The sequence below is a fragment of the Bacillus sp. SJZ110 genome (genome assembly GCF_006715455.1).
Lineage (GTDB): Bacteria > Bacillota > Bacilli > Bacillales > Bacillaceae > Bacillus > Bacillus subtilis.
In genome coordinates this window covers 281,245-294,509 of sequence record NZ_VFNF01000001.1, presented here as the reverse complement: position 1 = coordinate 294,509, position 13,265 = coordinate 281,245, and the positions used below count along the sequence as shown (strand labels likewise).

15 protein-coding genes are annotated in these 13,265 nt (G+C 41.4%); 10 read left to right on the top strand and 5 right to left on the bottom strand.

The annotated features are described in order from the left end of the window. Positions 1 to 465 precede the first annotated feature (465 nt). From FB592_RS01520 to FB592_RS01495, 6 genes are read left to right on the top strand one after another with little or no spacing between them, the layout of a single operon-like run. Positions 466 to 957 (top strand): NisI/SpaI family lantibiotic immunity lipoprotein, encoded by a 492-nt coding sequence (locus FB592_RS01520; RefSeq protein ID WP_032727099.1) that lies wholly within the window; start codon positions 466 to 468, stop codon positions 955 to 957. 13 nt (positions 958 to 970) lie between these two features. Then, positions 971 to 1,687: a lantibiotic protection ABC transporter ATP-binding protein gene (locus FB592_RS01515; RefSeq protein ID WP_038829373.1), complete on the top strand. Its 717-nt coding sequence runs from the start codon at positions 971 to 973 to the stop codon at positions 1,685 to 1,687. Further along, on the top strand, positions 1,684 to 2,439 hold the full coding sequence (locus FB592_RS01510; RefSeq protein WP_041850531.1) for a lantibiotic immunity ABC transporter MutE/EpiE family permease subunit: 756 nt from the start codon (positions 1,684 to 1,686) through the stop codon (positions 2,437 to 2,439). The genes FB592_RS01515 and FB592_RS01510 overlap by 4 nt, the downstream gene beginning before the upstream one ends. Before the next feature lies 1 nt (position 2,440). After that, positions 2,441 to 3,205: a lantibiotic immunity ABC transporter MutG family permease subunit gene (locus FB592_RS01505; protein WP_038829371.1), complete on the top strand. Its 765-nt coding sequence runs from the start codon at positions 2,441 to 2,443 to the stop codon at positions 3,203 to 3,205. A gap of 17 nt (positions 3,206 to 3,222) precedes the next feature. After that, entirely contained in the window at positions 3,223 to 3,885 is a 663-nt protein-coding gene (locus FB592_RS01500) for a response regulator transcription factor (RefSeq protein ID WP_032726858.1), read from the top strand. After that, complete coding sequence (locus FB592_RS01495; protein ID WP_032726857.1) at positions 3,876 to 5,258, top strand: HAMP domain-containing histidine kinase; 1,383 nt, start codon at positions 3,876 to 3,878, stop codon at positions 5,256 to 5,258. The genes FB592_RS01500 and FB592_RS01495 overlap by 10 nt, the downstream gene beginning before the upstream one ends. Positions 5,259 to 5,288: 30 nt before the next feature. On the opposite strand, the gene FB592_RS01490 is transcribed toward FB592_RS01495, so the two are convergent. The 4 genes from FB592_RS01490 to rghR form a co-directional block, all read right to left on the bottom strand. Then, positions 5,289 to 6,989, bottom strand: a complete 1,701-nt coding sequence (locus FB592_RS01490; RefSeq protein WP_038829369.1) for a methyl-accepting chemotaxis protein — start codon at positions 6,987 to 6,989, stop codon at positions 5,289 to 5,291. Positions 6,990 to 7,117: 128 nt separating this feature from the next. After that, positions 7,118 to 7,444 (bottom strand): catDE operon transcriptional regulator CatR, encoded by a 327-nt coding sequence (catR, locus tag FB592_RS01485; protein ID WP_003242888.1) that lies wholly within the window; start codon positions 7,442 to 7,444, stop codon positions 7,118 to 7,120. Between the two features lie 91 nt (positions 7,445 to 7,535). Further along, a complete protein-coding gene (locus FB592_RS01480; protein WP_014480905.1) occupies positions 7,536 to 7,955 on the bottom strand; it encodes a helix-turn-helix domain-containing protein in 420 nt (139 codons plus the stop codon). Between the two features lie 29 nt (positions 7,956 to 7,984). After that, entirely contained in the window at positions 7,985 to 8,392 is a 408-nt protein-coding gene (rghR, locus tag FB592_RS01475) for a transcriptional repressor RghR (protein ID WP_014665397.1), read from the bottom strand. A gap of 151 nt (positions 8,393 to 8,543) precedes the next feature. Here rghR and FB592_RS01470 point away from each other — a divergent pair, with 151 nt between their 5' ends. Then, on the top strand, positions 8,544 to 8,777 hold the full coding sequence (locus tag FB592_RS01470; RefSeq protein WP_003220031.1) for a helix-turn-helix domain-containing protein: 234 nt from the start codon (positions 8,544 to 8,546) through the stop codon (positions 8,775 to 8,777). A gap of 39 nt (positions 8,778 to 8,816) precedes the next feature. On the opposite strand, the gene FB592_RS01465 is transcribed toward FB592_RS01470, so the two are convergent. Then, positions 8,817 to 9,587 carry an alpha/beta fold hydrolase gene (locus tag FB592_RS01465; RefSeq protein WP_049139742.1) on the bottom strand — a complete coding sequence of 257 codons (771 nt, stop codon included), beginning with the start codon at positions 9,585 to 9,587 and terminating at the stop codon, positions 8,817 to 8,819. Between the two features lie 148 nt (positions 9,588 to 9,735). Between FB592_RS01465 and secG the strand changes: the two genes are divergently transcribed. The 3 genes from secG to rnr all read left to right on the top strand — a co-directional run bounded on the left by secG (position 9,736) and on the right by rnr (position 13,196). Further along, positions 9,736 to 9,966: a preprotein translocase subunit SecG gene (secG, locus tag FB592_RS01460; RefSeq protein ID WP_003220028.1), complete on the top strand. Its 231-nt coding sequence runs from the start codon at positions 9,736 to 9,738 to the stop codon at positions 9,964 to 9,966. A gap of 131 nt (positions 9,967 to 10,097) precedes the next feature. Further along, entirely contained in the window at positions 10,098 to 10,838 is a 741-nt protein-coding gene (locus tag FB592_RS01455) for an alpha/beta hydrolase (protein ID WP_003242610.1), read from the top strand. A gap of 18 nt (positions 10,839 to 10,856) precedes the next feature. Then, entirely contained in the window at positions 10,857 to 13,196 is a 2,340-nt protein-coding gene (rnr, locus tag FB592_RS01450; protein ID WP_003228386.1) for a ribonuclease R, read from the top strand. The last annotated feature ends 69 nt before the right edge of the window (positions 13,197 to 13,265 follow it).

The window sequence follows — 13,265 nt, the reverse complement described above, 5'->3', positions numbered from 1 at the left end:
CATACTATTTTCATAGAGTTAGGGCCTAAAAATGATGTAAAAAGTAACGGGTGTGAATGAGTTTAAATTTCACACCCGTTTTTCATGTGGAAAAAAGTAACAAGGGGGATGATGGATAAGTCGATTTAAACAACACTCTAATACATACCCAAGTCAGTCTTTTTATCATGTACAGACAAGTTAAGGAAATTCCTCAGAAATTCATATTTTAATGGGTAGATCAATATGAGATAGATCTATCTGGAGTAAACAGTGTGACCTGATCACGCTTTTTTATTTAGACAAGTTGATCGTGTTGCCAGAAGCCCAAATGCTTTAAGTTTCCAGTTAGAAAAAGTATTTTGATTAAATTTTGATAAAAGTATTCTAGAATGATCAACATCCCACATAGATACCGCGCAGAGGAAGAATTCATTTTATCTTTAACATCTATTGGGGAAAATTCATAAGATTGAGGTGATGTACGTGTTTTTGAAAAGATGTGTAAACATTTCAGGCTGTTTTATTGTTTTATTTATGTTATCTGCTTGTCAAGCATTAACGAAGTTTAAAGATAAAACTGTTGAAGAAACAAAAAAAACAGTGCATTTTACTGAGGATAACAACGAAACATCTGAAACAATGGAGAGCTTGATTGATAAGGGAAAGCTCGATCAAGTGGTCTATAACGAAAAACTTTATCAGATGAAAGATAAAGTTGATGAAGACAAAAAAGGAAAAGTAATAGGGGCAATAGGTCAAACCTTCTTTGTAGATAGTGAGGGAAAGAGATGGTCTGAAGAAGAACTGAAAGAACCGTATATCTCTAATGATCCGGATGAAACCAGAGAGAAAAAACCTCTACGCTATGGGAAGGTTTACAGTGCGAACGAGGATACTGATGCCAAAGATGAAATCATTGTGGAGTTTAATCGCGAGTATTATCGAGCGGTTTTGATTAAGAATGAAAAGGGATAAGGGAGAGTGTGACATGAGTACAGTCCTATTAGAAACCAAAAGTCTTACAAAAAAGTTTGGCAAAGAAACAGCTGTTTCAGATGTTTCATTAACTGTTCAAAAAAACAGCATTTACGGTCTGCTTGGACCAAATGGAGCTGGAAAATCGACGACACTTAAAATTTTAACAGGAATTTTACGGAAAACTTCTGGTGAGGTTTTCTTCGACGGACATAAATGGAAACGTTCTGATTTGCAAAATATCGGATCTTTAATAGAAGCTCCACCCCTTTACGATAATTTAACAGCATTTGAAAATGTAAAAGTACATGCAACGTTGCTGGGCCTATCTGAGGATCGCATAAACAGCGTGCTAAAGACAGTAGATATGCAGCATGCTGGAAAGAAAAGAGCAGGGCAGTTTTCGATGGGGATGAGGCAGCGGCTGGGAATTGCTATTGCTTTATTAAATCACCCTAAATTATTAATTCTTGATGAGCCTACGAATGGGCTAGATCCAATCGGCATTCAGGAGCTCAGAGATCTTATTCGCTCTTTTCCTCAGGAAGGAATAACCGTGATTTTATCTAGTCATATACTTTCAGAAGTCGAGCAAATAGCAGATCATATTGGGATTATCATCGGCGGTCATCTTGGGTACCAGGGGGAAATAAACAAGACTGATGATTTAGAGCATTTGTTTATGGAAGTTGTAAAGGCAAGCCGTGAAAAAGAGGGTGTAAAAAGATGATGAATTATATGAAGGCCGAAAACCTGAAGTTTAAAAGGACCTTTTCTAGAAAAATGATTATCTTAGTGCCGCTGCTTAATATAGGTTTTTCTTTTTTGATGAACATTCAATTTTTTGTTCCCGGTACTTTTAACTGGTGGTCTATTATATTTATGCCGGTGATGATAGCTTTATTTTGTTCTTTATCTCATCAAAAAGAAAAAAAGGCCTCTAATTATAATGGTACGTATTCATTGCCTATTGATTTAGGAAGATTATGGTACTCTAAGATTGTAATTATTATGATTTATTCGCTATTATCTCAAATTGTATTTTTAGTGTTTATGTTACTAATGGGGTTTGTTATAGCTGATTTTGCTATTGTTACGCTTTCTGCAATTGCCGCAAGTTTATTGCTTTGGGTAACAAGCCTTTGGCAAATTCCACTTTGTTTATTTGTGGCAAAAAAGTGGGGGCTTACAATAGCGGTAATGTTAAATCTTATAGGAACCCTTGTTCTAGGTATAATGCCGGCATCTCGTTCCTTTTGGTGGTTTATTCCTTGGAGCTGGCCAATTCGAATGATGTGTCCCACAATAGGTATTCATCCTAACGGTCTGTTGCTTGAAAAAAATGATCCTTTGTTGAGTTGGATGGTCGTCCCTCCTGCTATATTGATTTCTATTCTATTATTTTTAATAATAGCGTTTTTGACTAGCCGTTCGTTTGCCCCTTCAATCGATTACAGAACAAAAAAGCAGGGGGCGATATAAGGTGAGATTACTTTTGAGGTGTTTAAAAGCTGATTTCCAGAAAAGCAAACACACCTCCTTTATGTGGCTCCATTTAATTATTCCTATAGCTTTTTCAACTGTATTGATTCTGTATTTTTATGAGAGAGATCAGAGTCAATTTCACTTGTATAAGTCTTTTATGGAAGCTATTGCAGTTGCATTGCCGCTGCTTATAGGGGTGTTATGCGGAATGACTGCATCCTTAGAAGAACAGGCAGGGAAATTTCAAGTGTTACTAGGGAGTACGTCTCCAAAAGTCATTGCTTATGCCAGCAAAATGTTAATGCTGCTTTTCATGGAACTTTGCTCTATTGGTATAGCGCTTTTCATTTATATAATAGGATTAAAATTTATTTTACATGTGCCGGATTTGTCTTACGATATTTTTATAACAGGTGGTGCCTGGCTAGTTGCGGGTAGTGTAGCCCTATATTGTATTTACTTTTTTATCAGCTGTATGTTTGGAATGGGTGCTTCTGTCCTGATAGGCGGAGCTGGCCTGCTTATGACCGCTCTAATGAATACTGGATTAGGAGATGCTATATGGAAATATAACCCTTGGGCTTGGGGTATTAGATTGTCAGGTTTAAATGGGGTACTCCACTTTAAAGAAAAAGGGGATAATCCTTTATTAATGCATGAAATAAATTCAGGGGTATTGGTTATGATTTTTGGTATAATATGTATAATCGTTGCCAGTCTAATATGGTTTAGTAAATGGGAAGGCAGAAAAACGTTTGAATAGTATGAGGGGGACAGGAAATGGCCAAAATCCTTGCTGTCGATGATGAAAAAGATATTCTTGTACTGATACAAAATATTTTGCGCCGTGACCAGCATCAAGTTGACATTTTAGATCGTGTTAAAGGACAGCCGCCTGACGTATTTCAAGGATATGATTTAATTTTGCTGGATGTTATGATGCCAGATATTGATGGTTTTGAGCTATGTAAACAGATACGTCCTTTGGTTGATTGTCCAATTTTATTCCTCACGGCTAAAACAGAAGAGGAAGCGATAGTAAAAGGTCTTATTACCGGCGGAGATGATTATATTACAAAGCCATTTGGTGTTAGAGAGCTTAGTGCTAGAGTTAATGCTCACTTAAGAAGGGAACGGAGAGATAAACATCAATCGAAAAGAGTCATCTCCGGTTTTTTATTTCATTTTGATAGTAAAGAAGTATTTATCAATAACCACAAACTTAACCTAACAAAAAATGAATATAAAATCTGTGAATTTTTAGCTCAACATAAAGGGAGAACTTTTTCAAGAGAACAAATTTACGAGGAGATATATGGATTAGAGGGGAATGCTTTGTATTCAACAATTACTGAATTTATCAGAACGATTCGAAAAAAATGTAAAGAGCATAATACAGACCCTATCAAAACGGTATGGGGTGTTGGGTACAAATGGGAATAGGTTTTAAGGGCCAGAAAACACTTCTTAGAGAACTGATAAAGTATATGGTCACGTTATGTATAAGTTTAGTTGTACTGGCTCTGCTATATTTATTTATAAATACAATCGCAATGAATACGGGTTTCTCACATCCCGCGAATTATAATGAACGAGAAGCAGAAAAACTTGCGCCAAAGCTGGAAAATACAGATAAAGTCACTGCTGATATGATTCCAGATACAATGTCATATGCCATCCTTGATAAAGAAACAAAACAAAAAACAGCTGGAACCATTAAAGAAAAAGATCTGCAACTGGTTAAAAAGAAGATTGAAAAAAAACCGTATGTCAATTATAAACAGAAAGGATATTTGGTTATAGATAGAAATGAAGAGTATTGTATTTTGCAATATTCATTACGTGCAGATTTTAGCTCACCTTTATTAAGAAAATACCTTCCTAATTATGAATTAACGAGTATTTGTATTTTGATAGTCTTACTCATTGTAGTCATTTCTATTATAACAACTTACTTTGCTAATAGATTAAGAAAACATTTTGAGACACTGAACGTAATTACTCGATATATAAAAGAGCAAAATTTGCAGTTTACTCCCGAATTTACACATATTAAGGAATTTGATGATGTAATTGATTCCTTAATTGAAATGAGAGATGCTCTTCGGTCATCACTCGAAGCTCAGTGGCGATTAGAAAAAAATAAGAAAGAGCAAATTGGTGCTTTAGCACATGATATCAAGATCCCGATTACCATTATTAAGGGAAATGCTGAATTACTCAGCTTGTCTATTCAAAACGAAGAACAAGCTGAATATACAAAATATATTCTTGGAGCAGGAAATCAAATTGAACAATATATTTCTCAGCTGATTCATCTCTCGAGAACGGAGGATTCCTTAACTATTCATTTGGAGAAAGCTTTTGTAGATAAGCTGACAGAAACTCTACAGAAAGATATATCCGCCTATAAAGGAAATAAAAAAATAAATATTTCATTTAAAAAAGAAAATCTCAAGAAAGAGGCGGAAATAGACTGGCAACTGTTACATAGGGCGTTATTGAATATTTTAACAAATGCAGTTGATTATACACCGGAGGATGGTACTGTCTCGGTGCATGCTGAATGCGATTCTGATACTTTTTATTTTTTTGTAAAAGACACAGGAAATGGATTTTCGGAAATCGGGCTAAAAAAAGCAACAGAACTTTTTTACATGGATGACAAGGCCCGTCAGTCTAAAGGTCATTATGGAATGGGGTTGACCTTCGCAAAAAATGCTGTGAATCTTCATAATGGAGAACTTACTCTTGGAAACACTATAGAGGGTGGCGGAGAAGTGCGAGTGAAAATACCCTTATATAGAAATCATTAAACCCACGCCCTATCTGGACGTGGGTTATTTTTAAATCGTAAACTGCCCCATCTTCTCATTAAGCTCCTTCGCCAGCTGCTCAAGCTCTTCAGCATTTTGAAGCACTTGATCCATCGAATGGGCGGATTGCTCGGTTATTGAAAATGTTTCTTCAATGCCGGCGGCCGACTCTTCGGATACAGAAGCGATATTTTCAATCGATTGATTGATAGTAATCGATTGGTTTGTTAACTGCTTCAGGCCATCCGTTACTTCCTTAATGCTGTCTGCAACATGAGTGACGGATTGCTTGATATGCCGCATAGCCTGTCCGGTGTCTGTCAGGTTTTCCGTTCCTTTTTCGACTTCTGTAAAGCTGCTTTCCAAGTACGTAATGACAGTGTGGATCTCCTGCTGTGTCCCGCCTACAATCCGGGTAATATCCTGCACGGAATCAGAAACGCCGTCAGCCAGCTTTCTGACCTCCTCTGCCACAACGGCGAAGCCTTTGCCGCTTTCTCCTGCGCGGGCAGCTTCAATCGCGGCGTTAAGGGACAGCAAATTCGTCTGCTCGGCAATCCCGTTGATGACCTGAACGAGCTTGTTGATATCCTGAGAATGCTGTTCAAGTGATCTCACTTTATGCACGGCTTTTTCAACAATATGATGGATGGTTTTCATTTGCTGTAATGACGTAGCCATATTTTCGTTTCCGCTTACCGCGAGTTCGAGAACGTTTTGCGACGTATCGCTGATGGTGATGCCGTGATTATAGGCTTTATCAATGCTTTCAGTGAACTCATTCATCGATTCGGCAATCGTCACGGCGTCTTGGGCCTGCTGTTCAGAGCCCTCAGCCATTTCGTTCATCGTCTCGGTAATATGTTTGCTGCCGGATCTTGTTTCATTCGTTGCGGTTGCAAGCACCTGTGAAGAAGAAAGAACCCGGCTTGATATGTCTTTAGAATATCCGACAATATCTCTCAGATTCCCTACCATTTTTTGCAGCGCTTCATTCAGATCACCCAGCTCGTCTTTTGAGTTGAGCGGCTCCATATCGTTCGACAGATCGCCTTCGGCAATATGATTGGCAGATTCCTTCATGCGAATGATAGGCTTTACAATGTTTCGCGTGATATAAAGCCAGATGAAAATGCTGATGAGGATCGATGCTGCCACAAGCAAAGCAGTGTAAATGAGCCCTTTATGATAGACGGCCTTCGTTTCTTTTACCGCTGTGTTGCTGCCTTCTTGATTTAAGTCAACAAGCTGAGTGATTGTTTTTTTCATATCCTCAAAGCTGGCCTCAGTCTGAACCAATAAACCTCTTGCTTTGTCCATGTCATTCGTGCGGCCGCTTTCGATAATTTGCGCATGAATATCCATATAGGTATTCACTTCAGTTTGAAGCTGCTCGAACAGTTTCTGCTCTTTATCAGTGGAGATCGTTTTTTCGTAGTTATCGAGCTTTTGGTTAATGTCTTCCATGATTTGATTCATTTCTTGATCAAGTGTATCCATTTTGCTTTTGTCTGTATAAATCAGAAAGTCCTTTTCTTTAGAAGACAGGTGCTCGGTTACATAATTAATTGAAGTGATTCCTTTGATGCCGTCAATCCATTTTGTGTTGATTTCATCTGTTTTTTGAATGATATGCTGCATATTAAGAACGCCTATTCCGCCTACAAGTAAATTGATCAGGATCAGTGTCAAAAATACCAGGCTGAATTTGCGGGAAATCGTCAGTCGCATATAGTGGTCTCCTTTAAAAACGTAATGTATGGATGTACTATATATCGGCTGAGAAATCGTTTTTTCACCTGGGAAAAAAATAAAAAACGGTTCTTTTCTCGTCTATGAGATCAGAACCGTTTTAGCAATTAGTCAAGAAAGGAAGGGTCAATCCATTCAGTCGCCCATTTAGAAATCTCACCTAAAATGGGTGCTAGTGCCTTTCCTTTATCAGTCAATGAATATTCGATGCGAACCGGAGTTTCAGGGATGACATCCCGCTTCACTACTCCTTCAAGCTCAAGTTCTTTCAGCCGTTCTGACAGAACTCTGCCGCTTAGATTTGGAAGTGCTGCTTCAATTTCGCTAAATCGCTGCGACCCGTTCAAGAGCTGAAATACGATTAAAGCGACCCAGCGTTTACTTAAGATGTCGACTGCTTTTTCAAATCTAGGACACATTTCTGATTGGTTCATACTTTTCACCTCGTCTGTCACTATTATAACGCAAATAACGAGGGAGGGTATGCAAGCGTGATTGATAAAATATAGAAAGAGAAACAGGGGATTATGAGGAAGAGGCCCGTTTTTTTGCTTCTGAAGACAAAAAATCGAAGTATTTGCTGAGATTTTCAATATCCTGCTTTGAGAGATGTTCCCATTTTTGACTGTTGAAAATCGGGAGGTGCTCCGCTCCGCGCGTGACAGCCGTCTGGTAAATTTCATAAACGGATTGATAGCTTTCAGATGCTTCGCGGATTTCTTCAGGAAAGGCCTGAATATGGCCTGCGGCGGCCATTAGGTTTTCGTACGGCACTTTCAGGACGGCTGCCAGTTTTTTAATCGTGGCGGGTTTTGGCGTCCCGCGTTTGCCGTTTTCAATTTTTGAAATGGTGGCAGAGCTGATGCCTGAGTACACCGCAAGCTGATTCACTGTCAGTTTGCGGGCGCGGCGCAGCTCCCGTAATTGCTGTCCGAACGGTGACATGGTCTATCGCCTCACATTTCTATCAAGAGTCAGTCATCAGCAGACCGTTTTTTGGCTTCGTCTGAAATAAACGAAAAATAATGATCCAGCATGAGCAAATCTTCTTTATTGAGATATTGCCATTTTTCGTTCTCAAGAAGCGCAAGGTTTTTCAGGTCATAGGCCTCCGCTTTTTCGAGCAGCTTGCACTTCGTTTCATAAGGAGCCTTGGCTTCATGCACTTCTTCGATGTAACCAGCCTTGTACATAAGCCCCTCATAAGGAATTTTTAAGGCCTCTGCCAGTTTTTTGATGGTGGCAGGTTTGGGAACGCCCCGTTTTCCGTTTTCGATTCTGGAGATGCCGGCCGCGCTTACGCCTGAATAAGTCGCCAGCTGGTTGACTGTTAACTTTCTCTCTTCACGCAATGCCCGTAATTGTTCGCCAAAGCTTTCCATATATCTCACCCCGTCCCTCACTGTTACTCATATTTTAGTATGTTTATTGACTAAAGGGAATAGGTAGACTGGAAATGTATTGACAAAAGTTAACATAAGCCGTAATGTAAAAGTATAGAAAAAAGTTTTTCAGGAATGGAAGGTGAGGAAAGTGCCAGTAGAAAAGATACAGATTAGACGTGATTATGTCTTGCAGTATATGGTTAATAACGATTATTCCCTTAATCAGCTTGCGCTGGAAATCGGAGTCTCACCCGCCACACTGAGCCGCGTGCTGAATGGAGAAAGACGGCCGGGGCAGCTTGTGATCGGTAAAATGCTTCACTATTTTAATTTGAAATTTGAGGATCTTTTTTACTATGACTTTATTGACAAAAGTCAATAAAGTAACAAAAAACGCAAGGAAGCCAAGCGTTTTCTATTCCTATGAATGATGTGTCAGCACAAACCCTGTCACCAGCTCATTGCACGTTTTCCATTGTTTTGTCGGCAATTGATGTCCCTGATATTCCAATCTGAAAAATTCGGCATGTCTGCACGATCTTCGGTAATAGCCTGCGTTCGTAAAGGTCCAGTCCCGCAGGCCGCCATACATAAACAGCATTGGCATGTCTAGGCGGGGCAGCTGTTCAATGCAGTTGTAGCCAAGCGAATCCAGATAATACTGATGCCAATGGGCCTGGTCTGCTTTTTTCATATGGTCTGTTAATATGCTGCGAAGCTGTCTGTCTTTTGTGTGGCTGCCAGCGAGGATTTTCATGAGCAAACCGGGGTTTTTTTCAAGCAGATACATTCCCAGTTTGTGCAGCTTCTGGCCGATTACGTTATGAACAGCTGGGTAGGCGCCGGACAGAATAAGGTGTGACACTTTGTCCGGGCGGTTAAAGCCGATATGCTGCGCGATTAAGCCTCCGGCAGAATACCCGAATAACACAGCTTTATCAATGTGCAAAGCGTCCATGAATTGCGCGATCTCGTTTGCGTAATAGGAAATAGACGCTGGCTGATCGATGTGATCACTATCACCGTGGCCGCTTAAATCGGGAAAAATCACCCTGAAATGCTTGGAAAGAAGGCGCTGATAATAAAAAACCTTGCGTCCCATGCCCGGCGGGTGGATAAAAATGATAGGGATTCCCTGTCCATATTCTTCATAAAAAAGATGTTTCCTGCTGTCTATGCTGATAAGCGGCATCGCTTTTCTCCTTTGACCTTTTCATATGAATAGGGTAACCAAGATAAAACGTCTTATCCAGCCTTTTGGCGTCTGATACAGCGTGACATGCCAACCCTTTTCATGTAAAATAGAAGTAATGTAGCCAGTGAGTCTGGAGGTGTATGGGATGCACGCAGTTTTGATTACCTTATTGGTTATCGTCAGCATTGCACTTATTATTGTCGTTTTGCTTCAATCTAGTAAAAGCGCCGGATTATCTGGTGCGATTTCAGGCGGAGCGGAGCAGCTCTTCGGGAAACAAAAAGCAAGAGGTCTTGATTTAATTTTGCACCGCATTACGGTAGTGCTGGCAGTCTTGTTTTTCGTGTTAACGATTGCGCTTGCTTATATCCTATAGGGCAATGTTTGTATAAGGTCTGATGTGAAGTCAGGCCTTTTTCACGTTTCTGGATGATATTCAAAACGTTTTTTTCTGATTAAACTGTGGAAAACTAAAATGATCGTGCAGATAGAAAGGGAGACATGAGCATGAAAGTTGTGACACCAAAACCATTTACATTTAAAGGCGGAGACAAAGCGGTGCTTTTGCTGCACGGCTTTACAGGCAATACAGCGGATGTAAGGATGCTGGGACGATATTTGAATGAACGCGGCTATACGTGCCACGCGCCTCAATATGAAGGACATGGCGTCCCGCCTGAAGAACTTGTACATACGGGGCCCGAAGACTGGTGGAAAAACGTAATGGATGGCTATGAATACTTAAAATCTGAAGGCTATGAGAGCATTGCTGCCTGCGGACTGTCGCTTGGCGGGGTTTTTTCGCTGAAATTGGGTTACACTGTACCCATAAAGGGAATTGTCCCAATGTGCGCACCGATGCATATTAAGAGTGAAGAGGTCATGTATCAAGGCGTTCTTTCATACGCTCGCAATTACAAAAAGTTTGAGGGGAAAAGCCCGGAGCAAATTGAAGAGGAAATGAAAGAATTCGAAAAAACGCCGATGAATACCCTCAAGGCGCTGCAAGACTTAATTGCTGATGTGCGGAATAATGTCGATATGATTTATTCACCGACATTTGTGGTGCAGGCCCGTCATGACCACATGATTAATACCGAAAGCGCCAATATTATTTACAACGAAGTGGAAACTGATGATAAACAGCTGAAATGGTACGAGGAATCAGGGCATGTCATTACACTCGACAAAGAACGTGACCTCGTCCATCAGGATGTGTATGAATTTTTAGAGAAGCTCGATTGGTAATCAACAGGAGGTCGGATAATGGAAAAAGAAGCATTTATGGAAAAGCTTCTCTCGTTTATGAAGGAAGAGGCGTACAAACCTCTGACCGTTCAGGAACTTGAGGAGATGTTAAATATTACGGAAGCCGAGGAGTTTAAAGAGCTCGTCAAAGCGTTAGTCGCCTTGGAAGAAAAAGGCCTTATCGTACGGACGAGAAGCGACCGTTACGGCATTCCGGAGAAGATGAATTTAATAAAAGGAAAGATTTCAGCGCATGCGAAAGGATTCGCCTTTTTGCTGCCTGAGGATACGTCGTTAAGTGATGTGTTTATTCCGCCTAATGAGCTGAATACGGCAATGAACGGCGATATCGTCATGGTTCGTCTGAATTCACAGTCAAGCGGCTCCAGGCAGGAAGGAACCGTCATACGGATTTTAGAAAGAGCGATTCAGCGGGTTGTCGGCACGTATACAGAAACGAGAAACTTCGGCTTTGTCATTCCGGATGACAAAAAAATCACGAGTGACATCTTCATTCCGAAAAATGGGAAAAACGGAGCTGCGGAAGGGCATAAGGTTGTTGTCAAGCTGACGAGCTATCCTGAAGGCCGCATGAACGCAGAGGGTGAGGTTGAAACCATTCTCGGCCACAAAAACGACCCGGGCATTGATATTTTATCGGTCATTCATAAGCACGGCCTGCCGGGAGAATTTCCAGCTGACGCGATGGAACAGGCATCAAGTACGCCTGACACGATTGATGAAAAAGATCTGAAAGACCGCCGTGATCTCCGTGATCAGGTGATTGTCACCATTGATGGTGCGGATGCGAAGGATTTGGATGATGCAGTTACCGTGACGAAGCTTGATGATGGAAGCTACAAGCTTGGCGTTCACATAGCTGATGTCAGCCATTACGTAACCGAAAACTCACCGATTGACAAAGAAGCGCTTGAAAGAGGGACAAGTGTGTATCTGGTTGACCGTGTCATCCCGATGATTCCGCACAGATTGTCAAACGGCATCTGCTCCTTAAATCCAAAGGTTGACCGCCTGACGCTTTCTTGTGAAATGACAATTAACAGTCAGGGACAGGTGACAGAGCACGAGATCTTCCAAAGTGTCATCAAAACAACGGAAAGAATGACATATTCAGATGTGAATAAAATTCTTGTTGACGATGATGAAGAGCTGAAGCAAAAATACGAGCCTCTTGTTCCGATGTTCAAAGACATGGAGCGCCTGGCTCAAATTCTTCGCGATAAGCGGATGGACCGCGGCGCCGTTGACTTTGATTTCAAAGAAGCAAAGGTGCTTGTTGATGACGAAGGAGCGGTTAAAGACGTTGTGATCAGAGAACGCTCTGTTGCCGAGAAGCTGATTGAAGAATTTATGCTTGTAGCAAACGAAACAGTGGCAGAGCATTTCCATTGGATGAACGTCCCGTTTATATACCGGATTCACGAAGAGCCGAATGCTGAAAAGCTGCAAAAGTTTTTAGAATTTGTGACGACATTTGGCTATGTGGTGAAAGGAACGGCGGGGAATATTCATCCGCGCGCGCTGCAAAGCATTCTGGACGCTGTGCGTGACAGACCAGAGGAAACGGTTATATCTACTGTTATGCTCCGTTCGATGAAACAGGCGAAATACGACCCGCAAAGCTTGGGGCACTTCGGTCTGTCAACGGAATTCTATACGCATTTCACATCGCCGATCCGCCGTTATCCGGACTTAATCGTTCACCGCCTGATCCGAACGTATTTGATCAACGGCAAAGTCGATGAAGCGACTCAGGAAAAGTGGGCTGAACGCCTGCCGGATATCGCCGAACATACATCATCAATGGAGCGCCGTGCAGTTGACGCCGAGCGTGAGACGGATGATCTGAAAAAAGCGGAATACATGCTTGATAAAATCGGTGAAGAGTTTGACGGCATGATCAGCTCTGTGACAAACTTCGGAATGTTCGTCGAGCTGCCGAATACAATTGAAGGACTCGTCCACGTCAGCTTTATGACAGATGACTACTACCGCTTTGACGAACAGCATTTCGCAATGATCGGCGAGCGGACAGGCAACGTCTTCCGCATCGGGGATGAAATCACAGTCAAGGTTGTCGATGTCAATAAAGATGAGCGCAATATCGACTTTGAAATTGTCGGCATGAAGGGCACTCCGCGGCGTCCGAGAGAATTGGACAGCAGCCGGAGCAGAAAACGCGGAAAGCCTGCCAGAAAACGTGTTCAAAGCACCAATACACCTGTTTCTCCAGCTCCGTCTGAGGAAAAAGGGGAGTGGTTCACTAAGCCGAAGAAGAAAAAGAAAAAACGCGGCTTCCAGAATGCTCCGAAACAGAAACGGAAAAAGAAGAAATAGCAGCTCAACCAGCAAATAGGGCCGCAGCGCTCTATTTGCTTTCTTTCGGAAACAGCTTTTCATTGTAGC

Coding starts and splice junctions, on each gene's coding strand:
- secG (WP_003220028.1), top strand. CDS start 9,736: ATGCACGCAGTTTTGATTACCTTATTGGTTATCGTCAGCATTGCACTT.
- FB592_RS01515 (WP_038829373.1), top strand. CDS start 971: ATGAGTACAGTCCTATTAGAAACCAAAAGTCTTACAAAAAAGTTTGGC.
- catR (WP_003242888.1), bottom strand. CDS start 7,444: ATGAACCAATCAGAAATGTGTCCTAGATTTGAAAAAGCAGTCGACATC.
- FB592_RS01500 (WP_032726858.1), top strand. CDS start 3,223: ATGGCCAAAATCCTTGCTGTCGATGATGAAAAAGATATTCTTGTACTG.
- FB592_RS01465 (WP_049139742.1), bottom strand. CDS start 9,587: ATGCCGCTTATCAGCATAGACAGCAGGAAACATCTTTTTTATGAAGAA.
- FB592_RS01455 (WP_003242610.1), top strand. CDS start 10,098: ATGAAAGTTGTGACACCAAAACCATTTACATTTAAAGGCGGAGACAAA.
- rnr (WP_003228386.1), top strand. CDS start 10,857: ATGGAAAAAGAAGCATTTATGGAAAAGCTTCTCTCGTTTATGAAGGAA.
- FB592_RS01510 (WP_041850531.1), top strand. CDS start 1,684: ATGATGAATTATATGAAGGCCGAAAACCTGAAGTTTAAAAGGACCTTT.
- FB592_RS01495 (WP_032726857.1), top strand. CDS start 3,876: ATGGGAATAGGTTTTAAGGGCCAGAAAACACTTCTTAGAGAACTGATA.
- FB592_RS01490 (WP_038829369.1), bottom strand. CDS start 6,989: ATGCGACTGACGATTTCCCGCAAATTCAGCCTGGTATTTTTGACACTG.
- rghR (WP_014665397.1), bottom strand. CDS start 8,392: ATGGAAAGCTTTGGCGAACAATTACGGGCATTGCGTGAAGAGAGAAAG.
- FB592_RS01480 (WP_014480905.1), bottom strand. CDS start 7,955: ATGTCACCGTTCGGACAGCAATTACGGGAGCTGCGCCGCGCCCGCAAA.